Origin of the sequence: Microcoleus sp. N3A4, from assembly GCF_036701805.1 — a bacterium.
Lineage (GTDB): Bacteria > Cyanobacteriota > Cyanobacteriia > Cyanobacteriales > Microcoleaceae > Microcoleus.
The window spans coordinates 44,062-60,371 of record NZ_JAUBRJ010000005.1 but is presented as its reverse complement, the minus strand read 5'-3'; the positions used below and the strand labels follow the sequence as shown (position 1 = coordinate 60,371).

12 protein-coding genes are annotated in these 16,310 nt (G+C 48.3%); 3 read left to right on the top strand and 9 right to left on the bottom strand.

The genetic code is table 11. The annotated features are described in order from the left end of the window. Positions 1-92 precede the first annotated feature (92 nt). Complete coding sequence (locus QUA56_RS04605; RefSeq protein WP_333353845.1) at positions 93-1,712, bottom strand: HAMP domain-containing sensor histidine kinase; 1,620 nt, start codon at positions 1,710-1,712, stop codon at positions 93-95. Positions 1,713-1,990: 278 nt separating this feature from the next. Here QUA56_RS04605 and QUA56_RS04600 point away from each other — a divergent pair, with 278 nt between their 5' ends. Next, complete coding sequence (locus tag QUA56_RS04600) at positions 1,991-3,397, top strand: TldD/PmbA family protein (protein ID WP_333354066.1); 1,407 nt, start codon at positions 1,991-1,993, stop codon at positions 3,395-3,397. Positions 3,398-3,705: 308 nt separating this feature from the next. Here QUA56_RS04600 and patX read toward each other — a convergent pair whose 3' ends face one another. Together patX and coaE are read right to left on the bottom strand one after the other, a co-directional pair. After that, positions 3,706-3,915 (bottom strand): heterocyst-inhibiting protein PatX, encoded by a 210-nt coding sequence (gene patX / locus QUA56_RS04595; protein ID WP_333353842.1) that lies wholly within the window; start codon positions 3,913-3,915, stop codon positions 3,706-3,708. Between the two features lie 881 nt (positions 3,916-4,796). Continuing rightward, positions 4,797-5,534: a dephospho-CoA kinase gene (gene coaE, locus QUA56_RS04590; RefSeq protein ID WP_333353839.1), complete on the bottom strand. Its 738-nt coding sequence runs from the start codon at positions 5,532-5,534 to the stop codon at positions 4,797-4,799. Between the two features lie 205 nt (positions 5,535-5,739). Between coaE and QUA56_RS04585 the strand changes: the two genes are divergently transcribed. Further along, entirely contained in the window at positions 5,740-10,875 is a 5,136-nt protein-coding gene (locus QUA56_RS04585) for a CHAT domain-containing protein (RefSeq protein WP_333353836.1), read from the top strand. A gap of 83 nt (positions 10,876-10,958) precedes the next feature. On the opposite strand, the gene QUA56_RS04580 is transcribed toward QUA56_RS04585, so the two are convergent. From QUA56_RS04580 to QUA56_RS04570, 3 genes are all read right to left on the bottom strand, one after another. Beyond that, complete coding sequence (locus QUA56_RS04580) at positions 10,959-11,591, bottom strand: restriction endonuclease subunit R (RefSeq protein WP_333353834.1); 633 nt, start codon at positions 11,589-11,591, stop codon at positions 10,959-10,961. Between the two features lie 199 nt (positions 11,592-11,790). Beyond that, the gene (locus tag QUA56_RS04575; protein ID WP_333353831.1) at positions 11,791-12,369 is read right to left on the bottom strand and encodes a Uma2 family endonuclease; all 579 of its coding nucleotides are present in this window, start codon (positions 12,367-12,369) and stop codon (positions 11,791-11,793) included. Between the two features lie 99 nt (positions 12,370-12,468). Further along, complete coding sequence (locus QUA56_RS04570) at positions 12,469-13,647, bottom strand: tetratricopeptide repeat-containing serine protease family protein (protein ID WP_333353829.1); 1,179 nt, start codon at positions 13,645-13,647, stop codon at positions 12,469-12,471. A 5-nt stretch (positions 13,648-13,652) separates the two neighbouring features. Here QUA56_RS04570 and QUA56_RS04565 point away from each other — a divergent pair, with 5 nt between their 5' ends. Beyond that, positions 13,653-13,841: a hypothetical protein gene (locus QUA56_RS04565; protein ID WP_333353826.1), complete on the top strand. Its 189-nt coding sequence runs from the start codon at positions 13,653-13,655 to the stop codon at positions 13,839-13,841. Positions 13,842-13,873: 32 nt separating this feature from the next. Here QUA56_RS04565 and QUA56_RS04560 read toward each other — a convergent pair whose 3' ends face one another. From QUA56_RS04560 to cobA, 3 genes are all read right to left on the bottom strand, one after another. Then, on the bottom strand, positions 13,874-14,266 hold the full coding sequence (locus QUA56_RS04560) for a type II toxin-antitoxin system death-on-curing family toxin (RefSeq protein ID WP_333353823.1): 393 nt from the start codon (positions 14,264-14,266) through the stop codon (positions 13,874-13,876). After that, the gene (locus QUA56_RS04555) at positions 14,253-14,444 is read right to left on the bottom strand and encodes a DUF2281 domain-containing protein (protein WP_333353820.1); all 192 of its coding nucleotides are present in this window, start codon (positions 14,442-14,444) and stop codon (positions 14,253-14,255) included. Before QUA56_RS04555 ends, QUA56_RS04560 begins: the two co-directional genes overlap by 14 nt. A gap of 284 nt (positions 14,445-14,728) precedes the next feature. Next, positions 14,729-16,300: a uroporphyrinogen-III C-methyltransferase gene (cobA, locus tag QUA56_RS04550; protein WP_333353817.1), complete on the bottom strand. Its 1,572-nt coding sequence runs from the start codon at positions 16,298-16,300 to the stop codon at positions 14,729-14,731. Positions 16,301-16,310 lie beyond the last annotated feature (10 nt).

Below are 16,310 nucleotides of genomic sequence, written 5' to 3'. Positions count from 1 at the left end.
ATAGCGAACGACATGGATCGTTCGCTATGGACGCTCGCACTGACCATCCAAATATATAATTCCGATGCAACCGGAAATGATATGACTAATGACTATTGCAGCGGCAAAAATACCGTCATCACCTCACCCTTTTCAGGGCGCTGGCGAATTACCAACTTCCCGCCTGCAGCCCGAAATAAATTCTTAGTCACGCTTAAATTTAAACTCAAACTTCCCGTCTCCGGCTGCACCATCAACAAAGGCCCGATCGATCGCAAAGGAGCATTCGCCTTAGCTGCAAAAGTCGATGCGCCATTACCTTCAGGTAGGTGTTCCGATTCCAACTGCAACTTTAACTGATCGCCCGCCAATGTCACCTCCACCTGAATGTGACTCCCCGAGGGCAAAGTTCGAGTAAAATTCTCAATCAAATTAGTTAAAACCTGATCTAACATCGTCGGATCGCTGACTACCGCCGGCAACTTTTGCGGCACAATAACTTCCAAAGTGTGGTTGCGAACAGTCGCCTGTTTTTGCCAGCGGGGAATGCTATTTTGCAGCACTTCACCGAGGGACATTGCTGTTAGGTGCACGCAGGAATTTTTAGCTTGCGACATTTCCAATTCCACGGCGCGGAAAATTAAACCGAAGCGATCGATCTGAGCGGTACACTCAGCATCAATCATTTCCAAACGTTTGATCACTACCGGATCGAGTTTGGGGCGCTTCAGCAGCAGCCGAGTCAGCGTGCGAATGGTAGCCAAAGGAGTGCGGACTTCGTGGGCGATCGCCTGTAGCAATTCCACCTCTTTAGTAGCGAGAGGAATTGGAGATTTGCAGTTGATATTTGTAGCCGATAACTTTTGATGCCTCTGGCTCAAACCATCATCAATTCTTTCATCCTTTACCCTGCCTGCTTCCTCTTTTCCAACAGGTAAATTATGCAACAGTAAGCGGCTGAAATGCGCGACAGTTTGATAGTTTGGATCGACAGGCAAAAACTGCTCGAACAGCGCGTCTAATTTAGTAGAATTATTAGTTAATTGGCTAACTGGCAAATTGAAGCCGCCGTCAGAATTGGCAAGCAAACTGTCGCTTTCAGTCACCCTGCGCCGCAAAACTTCCCAAGCTTTGGCGACTACTTGCGGGTCGAAAGAAAATAAAAAAGCCGGAATTCCCGCTGAATTTTCACCCAAAACCATCACCAGGCTAAAACTAGCAGTTAAAACCAAACAAAACTGCTCGTTCGCCAAGGGATCGCCACTTGCCAAAGCCAGCGCAGGCGCTGCTGCAGGCACTGATATTCGATCGTCTGCCGCTGCTGGGAGCAAAGCTAAACTTTGTCGGGCCCGAAAAGACCACAAAGCTGCATCGTTGTCTGGAATACTGGTAAAAATCCAATTGGCAAAGCCAGAAGCCAAAGCGGGGTCAGTCAAAACCGAAGACGGGCCGGACAAAACCAATCCCTCACAAGAATTGGGAATTGTCGATCGACAATTGGTTGCTAAAGAATCTGTTTTTTGTCCTGCTTTTTGCCGGTCGAGCATTTGATTCAAAGCTGCGATCGCCCCGTACCATTCCTGTTGGGCTTTCAGCCGGGAAGCGCCGCGGCTGGCAGAACACCTAGGGCGGTTCTTTTCTGCTGCTAACCTCGCGTCCCTGGGACTGAGGTCATTTTCAGGGCCTTCGGAGGCTAAAATTTCGCTTATTGTTGGTAGAAAGTAAGTATTCACAGTTATAAACCCACCTTCGGAGGCATGAAGGATGAAGTATTTATTTATAGAAAAGTTCAGGAGTTAGAATTCAAGCACCAGCAGGATCGAAAAATCCCGCACAATTTCTTGCGTCTTGCTCCTAACTCACAGGATATCCATATTTGTCAACTAACGACATTGGCAGAACCGTACCAATAAGTCGCAATCTCCGTGCTTGGGGCGATATTTTGGACAAACCAGACCGATCGCCCTGACAAAAGTGCAAAATGAAGTCAGTTAAACACCGTGCTTTCCTTATGCCCACCTCGATCGCCGACTCGAAAAATCTGCTGTCTGACTTAATGGCACGCTACCGCAACCAAGTCGATTATCTAGCAATTCGACTCGAAGAAGCCGAAGGCACCGACATCCTGCTGCGGGGCGAAAAAATTGAAACCCTCAGCGAAGGAGTCTCAATTGGCGGCCAAGTCCGAGCTTGTCACAAAGGCGGCTGGGGCTTTGCCAGTTTTAACCGACTTTCCACCCTCGCCGAAAGAATCGAAGAAGCCATCGCCGCGGCCAAACTGATCGGCGAAGAAGAAACGATTCTGGCACCTGTCACCCCAGTACAAGACATTTGCTTGCTGCCGCTGACAGGAACAGACCCCCGTCTGGTTCCCCTAATTGACAAAAAGCAATTGTGCGATCGCTACGCGGCGATTCTCCGCAGCATTGACCCCCGCATCGCCACCGTCTCCGTGCGCTACGGCGACAGCACCCAGCGCATCATCCTCGCCACCTCCGAAGGCACAATGCTCGAACAAGGTTGGGCCGACATGGAAATGCGCTTTGGCGCCACCGCCCGCAGCGGGGAAACCGTACAAACCGGCCGCGAAACCACCGGTTCCCGCAAAGCTTACGAAGATTTAACCGAACTTGACGTTCAAGTTCGCAGCGCCGCCCAGCGCGCCGTAGATTCCCTAGCCTTACCCCCCGTCCAAGGCAACACCTACACCGTCGTCATCGACCCAATTCTGACCGGATTGTTCGTCCACGAAGCCTTCGGACACCTTTCCGAAGCCGACATGGCCTACGAAAATCCCGACATTTTGGAAATTATGACACTCGGCCGCCAGTTCGGCCCAGAAAACTTGCAAATTTTCGACGGTGCAGCGCCAGAGGGACACCGCGGCAGCTATTTCTACGACGACGAAGGCACTCCCGCGACTACTACTCAGTTAATTAAAGACGGCGCTTTAGTCGGGCGGCTGCACTCGCGGGAAACTGCGGGCAAGTTGGGAGAAACGCCTACTGGCAACGCTCGCTGTTTGAATTATCATTATCCGCCGATCGTCCGCATGACCAATACTTGGATCGAACGGGGTACCACACCGGTGGCCGATCTATTTTCTGGCATTTCTGAAGGAGTTTATGCCCGCAATTGGCAGGGCGGCATGACTAACGGCGAAATGTTTACTTTTGGTGCTGGGGAAGCTTGGATGATTCGCAATGGTAAATTGGCCGAACCAGTGCGGGACGTGACTCTTTCGGGTAATGTTTTCAGCACTTTAGCCGATATTGAGGCGATCGGCGACGATTTCTACTGGGATGAATCCGGCGGCTGCGGGAAAGCAGGACAAAGCGGTTTGCCCGTCGGCTGCGGCGGCCCGAGTTTGCGGATTCGCGATGTCGTTGTTGGTGGTGAAGCTGCTGAAGAAGATTAAAGCTTCAAAAGTTTAAAAAATAAAGGTAAAGCGCAAAATTCCTACTCGCGCTTTACCTTTATTTTTTTGAGTGCAACAGTTCGCGCCTGTTTGTGGCATCTGATATCTTAAGTATGCTTGGCCAAAAAACCGGAATAGCCAAAAATTAGGTCTTGAGCCGTCAAATACCGCTAAAAAATCGGTTTTTTGGTACGCAGTACGTAAGTCCTGAATTCATGAATTGAAATCTTCAAGTTTTCTCTTCTTCTCCCAATTTTCGATTCTCCCCGTAATTCCCTAATTCCCTGCAATTATCGCTTTTTTCGGCTTTATCTCCCGCTTCCTCGTTCTGGCGGCGTATCTTTATCGTTATCGTTATCTGCGTAAAAGGTCTGAATGTCGGCTAGAGCGGTTAAAATTTCGGGAGCAGAGTTGTGTCGATCAAAAAAGGTCGATCGAGTTTCTAAGCTTTGAGCGTTAACTGCGGTGCCGCTCAGTAACAGGCTTGACATCAGGATGGAAGAGTAAACGCCGATCATAAATTTTGGTATTTGTATTTTCCCCTTCTTGATACGGAGTCTGTACTCTGCTATCAGGATAAAAAAAAATAATTGCGGCGAAACCATCAATTAGTAATTGACGGCACCAGCAATTATTTTGATTTTTCCTGAAAAACGGCTGAAACCCTTCATCTAGCTCGCTTGTTCGCTCGCAAGTTCGAGCTGTCTGCTACTTGCGACCAACCAGCAAAATTCAACCCCAGTTTAAAAAAATGCAACTTTAGACCCGCTCCAAACCCTTAACTCATAAGTCATTCCCAATTTTTTAATCTATAATTTAAAATGGTATCACCCCTAAAATCCTCTTTAAACACTCTGCAAACCAGGAAACAACAACCGCAAATTATAAATATTTACTACTGTTCAGATTAATTTCATAATTTATTGATATTAGGAAGCCACCCTCGAATTAAAGACAAAATAGCAGATTATAGAGGCGCGTCATCAGCACCCTACATACAGCATATTCGGTGGTTCGTGAAGTACACTATAAAGCTATATTGTGCGGTACGTGTTATGTAGGGTGCGTCGCTGCTCGTGTTTAATGGAACTTGCAGATTGACGGGTGGCGACGCACCTTACTTACGACCTTTGTTGTGTGTACCGCATATACATGGAATATGCTGTATAAATATTTTGGTGCACGATCTTCCTGAAAGAAAGCAATGTTTAATCTTTCAGATTAACTTCATAAATGGTTGTTATGGTATTTTGAAATGAATTGTGAACCTTTTTTCTTTTTTTGTCTCTCTTGCTTTGTGTCAAGATGGCTAGCACGCCGCTCCGAAGGACGAGTCGAAAGCGGTTCGGGAAAAAAAGCTCGTTCACAAAATCGTGGAGTCAATCTCAAATCTCAAATCTCAAATCTCAAATCGACTGACTTGGGCATCTACCTGCACCAAAAGCGAGTCAAGGGTTGACGAGTTGTCCAAAATAACATCAGCTTGTTGACACTTTTGAGCTAGGGGCAACTGGGCGTTAATGCGGGCATTAGCTCGATCGTAACTCAAGCCGTCTCGCTGCATTAATCGTTCTAACTGCACTGCCGGCGAACAGTACACCACCCAAATTTCGGTACACAAGTCAGTCATGTTAGCTTCAAACAGCAGCGGCACTACCAAAACCAAAGTCAACGTGTCAGTCGGGGCGCAGAAACCGGGGTTTTTTTCAACAATACTTCGTTCTAGCTCGCGATCGCGCTGAAAAAACCCGGTTTCTTGAGTTTTTTTACTTAAGTCACGTGTGCCTTGCGATACCGGAGTCAATGCAGCAATGCAGCTTTGAGTTTCCTCAACAAATCGGCGGCGGACATAAGGGTGAATCTGTTGTTCCAACCACTCCCGCTCGGCTGCGTTACAAAAAATAATATTTCCCAACTCTGGCCGATTTAAATTGCCGTCGGGGAGCAAAATAAGGGCGCCGTATCGTTCTACGATAGAGTCCAGTATTGGCGAACCTGGGTTCACAGCTTCGCGGGCGTAAATATCAGCATCTAAAATCGGAAATCCCCAGGCATCTCTCAGATAATTAGATATAGCGGTTTTACCGGTGGCGATGCCCCCAGTTAAACCGATCAGACGCACAATTCGATCGCTCATAATTTTCGCTGTTTAAATTTCCTGGGTTTCGACACTTACTATCTGTCTTTGCTATGTTGGTGACACAATCAAATTTAGACTGAAAATTTAAGATTTGCGATCGAGAACTAGCGTTAGGAAGTGTCAGCATTCGGGTGCGATCGACTCTTTTTTACCTAAAATCTCAATTTTAAACTCGAATCAAGGTCTAGACCGAGGCAAACTTATGAATGCTCAACGTGCTGTGCGGTCGATTCTGGCAGCAATTCCCCTTGCTGGATTTTTGATAGTAGATTTTTTCCCCAACCTGGTTTTCCTCAAAGAAAACAGCAGCGGATGGGTACTCGTGGCAATTTATCCCCAATCTCAAATTGCTGCGGCACAATCTATTACTCCAGCCCCAGACGGCACCAGAACCACTGTCACCGCCCCAGGTACAGGGTCGCCCCCTCGCTACGACATTCAAGGTGGCACACCCTCCAGAGACGGAGCAAATCTGTTCCACAGTTTTACTCGGTTCGGTCTGAATTCTGGCGAAACTGCCAATTTCATCTCCAACCCAACCGTTAAAAATATCCTCGGCCGCGTTGTCGGCGGGGACGCTTCCTTAATTAACGGTCTAATTCAAGTTAGCGGCGGCAATTCTAACTTGTTGCTGATGAATCCTGCAGGGATTATTTTTGGAACGAATGCCCGACTCGACGTGTCCGGGTCTTTTTTTGCTACCACCGCTAGCGGTATCGGTTTTGACGATCGTTGGTTCAACAGTACAGGGGCGAACGACTACGCAGCCCTAGTCGGAACGCCTAATGCTTTTGCTTTTGGCACACAGCCGGGGAGTATTGTCAATGCCGGTAACTTGGCTGTCGGCACGGGGGAAAATTTGACTTTGCTGGGCGGTACGGTCATCAGTACAGGGCAACTTTCAGCCCCAGGCGGTCAAATTACTGTGGCGGCTGTTCCGGGCGAAAATCTGGTGCGGTTGAGTCAAAACGGACTTTTGCTGAGTTTAGAAGTTTCTCCGGCTGCGGGAGTGTCGGGTTCGGAAGCTCTTCCCTTCTCTCCCCAGAGTTTACCCCGGCTGCTCTCGGGCCCCGGCGCGGCTAACGCTACGGGTATCACTACGAACGATCGAGGTGAAGTCGTGCTGACGGGCGGCCAAACAGTGCCTGCAGGTGCTGGAACTGCGCTGGTAGCGGGTGATGCGGACGTGTCTGCCAGGGGGGGCGCGGGAGGAAGCGTCAACGTGTTGGGCGACAAGGTAGGGCTGTTGGGAGCGAAGATTGAGGCTTCGGGGATCGACGGCGGCGGAACGGTGCGGATCGGGGGAGATTACCGAGGCGAGGGAACTGTGCCGAATGCCGGGATGACTTACGTGGATGGCAAAAGTTCGATCGCCGCCAACGCAACTCAATCAGGCAACGGCGGCAGAGTTTTTGTCTGGGCTGACAACACGACAGCATTTTTGGGCAGCATCAGCGCGAATGGCGTTTCTGCAACGGAAACCGCAGGTGTTGGCGGGTTTGTGGAAGTTTCGGGCAAGCAAAGATTGATTTTTGACGGTACTGTCGATACTTCCGGGACAAACGGTTTGGGGACTTTGCTGTTAGATCCAGAGAATATTTTAATTACAGATTCCCCAGAAGGTACCGGCGATGCGGCAATAATTGCCAACAATAATATTTTGTCAACAGGAACGCCACCACCACAGCCAAACAATTCTGAGCCTTCGCTGACAATTTCGGCTAGAGCTTTGGAAAGTATGTCGGCTACGTCAAATGTGGTTCTAGAAGCGCTCAACGATATTACAATTGCTGATTTGGCGGACAATCAGTTGAGCTTTCAAGCAACTACTGGTTCGGTAACATTGAGAGCAGATGCCGATCGCAGCGGCGCGGGCGTTTTTTCGATGAATTCTGGAGATACAATTAGCACGGCTGGCGGTGCGATCGCCATTTCGGGAAACCAAATTACGGCAGGCAATTTGTCGAGCAACGGCGGAAATATTAGTTTAATTAGTCCGGGAACAACCGTTGCCACCAATATTTCTTCATCGAATTCCAGCACCGGAACCAGCGGGAATATTTTACTCGAAGGCCTGAACGTAACGGCAGAAAAACTTGATGCCAGCGGCCAGGAAGCGGCGGGAAATGTAACTTTGACGGCTCGGAATGTTCTGGGTGTGAGCTTCGTCGCAGGGGGTTCGGGAAACATTACTTTGACTGGTAATGAAATTAATTTGACTGGTGGCAAAAATTCAGTCAGCGGCACAGGCTTTTTGGTACTGCAACCTTGGAGTTCAGGTCAAAATATTGCGATCGGCGGTTCTGGAAATGTCGGCACTGATATTTATTTGAATCTGACGGCAAACGACCTTGGAAGTTTGGAAAATGGGTTTGCTGGAATTACGATCGGCCGCAGCAACGGTATCGGTTCGATTCTGATTGCTAACGATTTCACATTTTATGACCCGCTCATTATTCAATCGCCGGCGGGTTTGGGAACAATTACTACCACAAGTTCCTTGACAGGGGCCGACAATGCCTCAATTACTCTCAAAGCTGACGGCAATATCCGCACCGGAAATATCACTACCAACAATCAGGAAATTCGCATCGCCAGCACAGCGGGCAATGTCACAACCGGTCAGCTACGTACTGGAACTGCCCTCACCATCAACACTTCTGTCAATTCTGCCAAAGTGCCGCGCTCGGAGGCGGGAGATGTTAGCGTTACCGCAGAGGGCACGGTGACTGCAGGGGCGATCGACACGAGGGGCGATCGCGCGGGGAATGTGACGCTGACGGGGCCCAATGGAGTCACTGCAGGGGCGATCCAAGCTGGCGGCTCGCAAACCGGAGGAAATATTACCCTGACGGGCAACGAAATTGACTTGACGGGCGACAAAAATTCGATCGCCAGCAACGGCAATCTGGTGCTGCAACCGGCAGATCCGGCTCAGAATATTACTATTGCCGGTGCTGCTGAGACAGAGGCTTTGGACTTGACTGCTGCTGAATTGAACACTTTTCGGAACGGGTTTGCTTCGATCGCGATCGGGCTTTCTGACGGTAGCGGTGCGATCTCGATTGGTTCTGGAACGCCCAATTCAACGCCAGTGGCGGTGACATTTCAAGACCCGACGACGATTCAATCGCCCTTTGGCACAGGCGCGATCGTGGGAACAAGTGCGATCGTCGGAACTGATAACGCCACGATCGCTCTGATCGCCGGTACTGTGAATGTTGGGGACGTTACCTCGATTGCGGGGATTAACATCACTAGCAGTCAAGGCAGCTTGACTGCTGGTAGGGTTTCATCTCGATCGGCTTCCGGGGCGGCGGGCGATATCAACATCCACAGCGCCGGTTCGGTAGAAGCGGGCAACATCGATGCTTTCGGTGCCAAAAGCGGCGGAGATATCTCGATTGCGGCGCCGGGGCGGATCGTGACAGGGGTGATCAACTCGAGTTCGGAGTCGGGACCTGCCGGTTCGAGCAAAATTACCGGGCAGAAAGATGTTGAAGTTGTTTCGATCAAAGCTCGCGGCAATACGGGCGGCGATGTGGAAATCGAGGCTGGGGGAACGTTTCAGGCTGCGGGAACGGGAACGGCTGCCGATCGCGCCAGCGTCAGCATTTCTACAGAGGGGCTGGTTCGATCGGGTTCGCAGACGCTGCTGCAAAGCACTTGCTCGTCGGGAACCTGCACGGTGGCGACTGTTGGGACTGGAAACTCGAAGTCGAACACTGCCACCTCCTCAACTGCTATCGGGCCGCTGGCGATCGTGCCGAGTCCGGCACCAACTACCAGCGTGGCACTAAAAACTACAGACAATTCTCAACAAATTGTGACTCAGGTGAGTCTCGCTCCCGCAGCATCTGCGCCAAAGAGCAGTACCGCAAATGTCTCACCAGAAACTGCTGCTGCGCCTGTTGAGGCGGGGTCAAAGGAGACTGCGACCGGCTCGGTACTGCTGTCGCAGTCGGTGTTAACAGACAATTTTGGCGCGCCTGCGGCGACAGAAAACGGCAGCGCGGCGGCAACTGCACAGAAGCCGGCGAGTGCGGTGAGTGCAGAAAGTATCGGGAATGTGAGGGTTCCTGAGATTTCTCGATCGAGTTCGATCGGGCAAATAAATCCGATCGACGCAGTGCAGCAAAGAGATAGAACTCAGGGCCAGGAATTTGAACGTTACTTTGGGGGCAATCTCGATCGAAAGTCAGTCACGCAGCAAAGCATTCGAGATACTCTCAGCAGCGTCAATCGCTTGACGGGAGTTAAACCCGCTATCCTTTACGTGTGGGCGAAAGAGAAACATTTAGAACTTGTGCTGTTATTGCCAGACGGCAAAAGTCTTTTTAAAAGCGTGCCTGCAAGCCGCGAGACAGTGCTGCAAGTTGCTAAAGAATTCACTAATGCTATCAGAACTCCCAGGAGATTGAATTCTGCTGATTACAAGGAACCTGCCGAGGAACTTTACCAGTGGTTAATTGCACCGCTGCAACCGGAATTGGATGCTAACAACATTGAAACCTTAGTGTTTTCGATGGATGCCGGTTTGCGGACTTTGCCTTTGGCTGCTCTTTACGACGGCAAGCAGTTTTTGGTAGAAAAGTACAGTTTGGGGCTGATTCCAAGTTTGAGTTTAACTGATACTCGCTATGCCGATGTTAAGAGTTCTGAAGTTTTGGCGATGGGTGCGTCGAATTTTCCTGCCAAATACGATCAAAATCCTTTGCCGGCAGTGCCGCTGGAAATATCGACAATTGTGGGCAAGATTTGGCCCGGTTCGTCTTTTCTCAATGAAGCTTTTACTTTGGCAAATTTGAAGGATAAGCGCAATCAATCGCAATACAAAATTATTCATTTAGCTACTCACGGCGATTTTCAGCCAGGGGGGGCAGAAAATTCTTACATTCAGTTTTGGGATACTAAGTTGCGGTTGAATCAGTTGGATCAGTTGAAGTTATCTAACCCGCAGGTGGAGTTGTTGGTTTTGAGTGCGTGTACTACGGCGGTGGGAGACGAACAAGCTGAGTTGGGGTTTGCGGGGTTGGCGGTGCACGCGGGGGTAAAATCGGCTTTGGCCAGTTTGTGGTATGTCAGCGATGTCGGTACTTTGGGGCTGATGACTGAGTTTTACCAGCAGTTGCGTACAGCGCCGATTAAGGCTGAGGCTTTGCGGCAAGCGCAGTTGGCGATGCTGCGGGGTGAAGTGCGGTTGCAAGACGGTTATTTGATGCGATCGGGCAACAATCAAGCTCTGCCTTTACCGTCGGAGTTGGCCGCCAGGGGCGATCGAAATTTGTCGCATCCTTATTATTGGGCCGCTTTTACCATGATCGGTTCGCCTTGGTAATTCTGAAGGAAGAAGGAAGAAGGAAGAAGGAAGAAGGAAGATTAATGCCCAATGCCCAATGCCCAATGCCCAATGCCCAATAACTACTGACTAATCACTATTTGACTCAAGCGTTTGAGGATGCGGAGTACATCGTGTAAATTATTGGTGCGATTGCTAATTCCAAATAAATCAGATGTGCTATATCGAGGGGATTCTCCTTTCACTAATTTAACAAAGATGAAACTGCCGCCTGTAGCAATCATGCCGTAACTAGGTTTGTCGGGGTTGGGATTTGCCAGCATATAAGCTAAGATTTGCGCCAATCCCGCTTCGATCGAAAATGAAACTCGTTTCGATTCTATTACCATCAGCCACAACTGCTCTTTTAAAACTAAAGTGTCGAGGCTACCTTTGATGATAACGCCTTCATCTTCTTCGGAAATTTCGACGGATTTTTCCGGCTTAATATAAAATGGATGCAGGTAAAATTCTCCGGTGAACAGCAGCGGAGAGACGATCGACAAACTGATGGTTTTTTCCAGCATCGGCGGATACTCTAGCAAGTTGAAGTAACCCGCTTTAATCTGATCTAGCTGGCGTTTTTGAAAGTCGGTGATTTCCGGCAACTCGTCTTGCCATTCTCTGAAAAATTGGTCTTCTGTGACAAGTTGCAGGTCAAAAAGTGTTTCTAATTCTTCTAAGGTGACATTTTTAGCTTGAATTGTTTGAACCATAATTCTAGCGCATTAATTTTATGGGTACTTATAATTTTATCAATTTCCAGGTAATATTATGTCCCGTCGAGCGATTATAACAAAATTGGTTCGTAGTTAGGACGGAGAGTCCTCATCTAACTCGCTCGGACTTGCCTTCCTCACTACGAACTAATAACGGTTATTTTACCGAAGATGATATAAGTCAAAATTTAATTCACTAATTCCAAATTTTTTGCAAATTGAGAACAAATCCCGGTAAAACATTTTCCCCAGAAAGGGTGAGAGGAGATTGTAAAACTTCCACATCTTGACCGGGGCGATAAATTTCAACTTCCCGTTTTTTGCGGTTAATCAGCCAACCCAAACGGCAGCCATTTTCCATATATTCTTGCATTTTGTCTTGAGTCTTTTTCAAGGTGTCACTCTGAGAAAGCAACTCGATTACAAAATCGGGACAAAGCGGGATGAATTTTTCTCTTTGTTCGGGTGTCAAAGCTTCCCAGCGGGATTTCTCTACCCAGGAGACATCAGGAGATCGATCGGCTTTATTGGGCAGAGTAAATCCTGTTGAGGAATCAAAGGCTTCACCGAGTTGGGTTTGTTCGTTCCAAAGTCCAATCTGTAAGTTAAATTTTGAGTTGCTTCTTCCCGTTTCTCCTCCGGTTGGCGGCATGACAATTAATTCTCCGTTGGCGTTGCGTTCTAGTTTCAAATCCGGGTTTTCTTCACACAGTTGATAAAACTGTTCGGAAGTTAGTTCGATAAGGGAGTTGAGGTTTAAGGTTATAGCAGTCATGGTTATTTACCTGCTGTTTTGATAAATTATACCAATCAGAAAATTAAAAAATCAAAATGAATAAGTCCATTTTGATTTTTTAATTATTAACTTCAAATTCTACTGCAATTGTTTGATTCTGTTGAGCGCGTCTTGATAGGCGCTGGTTCTTCCGCCTTGCTTGTAAAGTTCTGCTGCTTTCTGAAAGTCGGCAATTGCTTTCGGTTTGTCTTGGTTGTCCAGGTAAGCTAAAGCTCGGTTGTAGTAAGCGTCGGCAAAACCGGGATTGGCTGCGATCGCCCGCGTGTATGCTTGAATAGCGCTGGGCGCGCGGGTTGTCTCGAAGCTGGCGATCAGAGTGCGGGCATTGCCGATGTTGAAGTACAATTCGGGAGTGTAGTTGGGCTTGAAAGTGAGTGCTTTGTTGAAATCATCGATCGCGTCCGAAGGATTGTCTTGATCTAACCGCGAAAGGCCTCGAAAATAATAGGCTTGGGCGTCTTGCGGATTGGCGGTGGATACCGGGCCGATCGTTGCGGGAGTATTGTCTACTTTCAACTCGGATTTGTTCATTCCGGCCGCCACCAGCTTCGCGATAAATGTATTGATTGGAACTGCTGCGTTAAATCCGGTTTTAATCGGGGCGACTTCGCCGGAACTCGTTTGCGCGAAACCGAATTCGCCTTGTCCGTGTAAGCCGACGACTCGGCCTTCGGAGTCGAAAACTGGCCCGCCGCTCATCCCGCTCCAAGTTACGGCTTGATACCGCAAAGTGTAACCTTCCGGGCGGTTGCGGGGGCGGCTGGTAACGAGTCCGGGAGAGAGTTCGGGTTCTCGTTCGGCGCCGAAAAGTCCGCCCGTAGCGGGATAGCCGTAAACGAAGATTTGAGTGCCGATCACGGCTTGATCGGAATCGGCGATCGTCGCCACTGGATAGTCTTCTGAGCTTTCAAATTTGACTACGGCTAAATCGGGGTCTGTTTCGGCGGTTTGTAAGCGGGTGACGGAGGTTGCTTGATAGTTTTTGCCTTTTGACGTGCGGACAGTATATTTTATGTCTGCTTTTTCTACGACGTGGTTGACTGTTAAAACTGTGTAAGTTTTGCCGTTTTTGGCAATAATTACGCCGGAACCGTCTCCTAGGGAACTGTTAACTTGTACTGTCAGCGGCCCGGCTATGTTGGCGACTTCTTGCGGAGTTTTGGCGATCGCGGGTTGGCTGATGACTATAGTTAAGGCTGCGGTAGTTCCTGCTAGCAGGGTTGTTAAGGTGTCGTAACGAGAAAAATTTATATTCATGGCTATTGCTAATTAGTAGTTGGGTAGCGGGATTTGGGGAAGAAAAGGCGATCGGCGGTTTGTGCTTTTTTGTGTTTAGTTTTATTGGTGATTTGACGCAAAGGCGATCGGCTTTGTTCTTTAGTGATAATTTTACTCGCTTTTTTGTTCCGCGATTCGCTATTTCAATGTATGGTGAGTACGCCGCACCTTAATTAATCTCAACGCAGGCTGCCCAACTTACTTATTAAAACTCAAAAATACATGACTCGAACTCGGTGCTTAGTTCTGCCTTAGTCATCGTTCCCCGTGCGACTAGCATGACTAAATCATATGCTCGATCGTCCGTCAAATTCAGAGTGCAACTATTTAAACGCAAAAAGGTATCTGTCACCGCAAAAGCCGTTCGTTTATTGCCGTCAATAAAGGGATGATTCATCGCTATGTGATAGAGATAGGCGGCAGCTTGTTCGCTAATTGTTGGATGGAAAAAATACCCGCCAAAAGTTGCTTGTGGCTGAGCAAAAGCCGACTCCAACAAGCCTTCATCTCTAACGCCGGGAGTGCCACCAAACCTCTCTATCTGTCTGGCGTGGATACTTAAAACCATACTTTTGCTGACAAAATTAGGAGTTGGCAAGGCGACGGTAAACCTCCTTTCTTTCGCGTTCTGAATCTAGATATGCCTGCCATGCTTTGGCTTCTAGTTTTTGTTGTTCTTCTTCAGTCTTTAAGGAACGGACAAATTCAAGCACTTTCAGCAGCACGGGTTCTGGTACTTGGTCGAGTTCTTGAAGAAGTTGGTCTTTTGCTGTCATGTTTCTTTCCTCCTAGTTATTTTACAACTATTTTATCCGAATTTATAAAAGTCTTGCAGAGATTTTACGCGAGCATCTGTAGGGACACGGCACTGCCGTGTCCCTACCCGGAATTTTTTAAATTGGTATTAAGCTGTCGCGCATTTAAGTTGTATATTCAGGGCGGGCGGGACGCCCACCCCACAATACGGGGAATTGTTTTTTAACAGACAATTTAAATGTAGAACAGCTTACAACCATTTGACAAGCTACAGATTAGATAATCAACTACTGTTCGATCGCACTTACAGATTTTGATATTCTGCAACCCATTCAACGATCGCCTCAGTCAATCCGTCTAAGGTATATTCCTTAGCTTCCACATCTAACTTACCCAACAAATTATAACAACTCTTAGAAGTTTCCGGCCCGATGGAAGCGATGCAAACATTTGTTAGCCAATCCTGAGATCGCGACAATTCCGGGCTTTGTTCTATGAGCTTGCAAAAATTTTGTACGGTTTTGGAACTGGCAAAGGTTATGATATTTACGGCTTGATTTTGGAGTGCGGAGAGGGCGATCGGATCGATAGTTTCTGGACAGCAAGATTGGTAAGCTGGCACTTCTATTACTTGCGCTCCTTTGGCGGTAAATTCTTTAACTAAAACTTCTCTGCCGCCGCTTTCCACTCTCGGAAATAGGATTTTGCAGTTTTGCAAGTTATCGGGGAAGTTCTCGACTAGGGAATCGGCGACAAAGTTGGGGGGAATAAAGTCTGGTTGTAGAGAGTGCGATCGCAAACTTTCTGCTGTTTTTTTGCCGACAACTGCGATTTTAATACCAAACAAGCTGCGGGCGTCTTTGCCTTTTGCTTGTAATCGTTGAAAAAAGCAGTCTACAGCATTGTGGGAAGTGAGAATTAACCAGTGAAAGCTTGACAATTGTGCGATCGCGCTGTCTAATGGTTCCCAAGTGGACGGCGGCCCAATTACCAAGGCGGGCATTTCGATAACGCGAGCTCCTTGTTGCTGGAGTCGATCGCTAAATTCAGCAGACTGGGAAGCTGCGCGGGTGACTAAAATTGTTTGTCCTGCTAGCGGTAATTGGCTGTTATTAGTGGTGACTGGTGTATCGATCATATTTGTGCTTTCTGGCTGGATTAAATATTCGCGCAATCTGACTACTTCCCCAATTATTATCACGCAAGGCGATAGAGATTGACCTGCTGTTTGCTGTACAATATTTGAGAGAGTGCCCAGCCATATTTGCTGTTCGGGGCGGCCGCAATCTCGGATAATGGCGATCGGAGTTTCGGGCGATCGCCCGTGCTTTTGCAATTGCCAAATTATCTCGCTTAAATTGCGCCCTCCCATCAATATTACCAAAGTTTCTATCTGCACTAATGCTTCCCATTCCAGAGCATCCGGTTCGTGGGCGCTCATCACTGCAAAACAGCGGCTCATTACCGGATCGGTGAGGGGAATTCCTGCTAGTAAAGGTGCGGCTAAGGCTGATGAAATCCCGGCTATTACTTCAAAGTCGCAGCCCGCTGTTATTAATGCTTGAATTTCAGAACTAGAACGACCAAAAATAAACGGGTCGCCGCTTTTTAAGCGGATTACTTGTTTTCCTAGTTTGCAATGTTCAACCAGCAAACGGTTAATTTCTTGCTGCTGGGTGGAAGGTTGGCCGCCGCGTTTCCCGACTTCGATTTTCCGACAAGTTGCTGGGATTAATTCGAGTTGCGGGATGTCGATGAGAGCGTCGTAGATTAAGACTTCGGCTTGGGATAGCAGTTTGTGCGATCGCACTGTCATCAAGTTACAATCTCCGGGCCCCGCACCGACTAGATAAACTTTCCCTTTTGGGTTTTTCATAAGTCCTCCT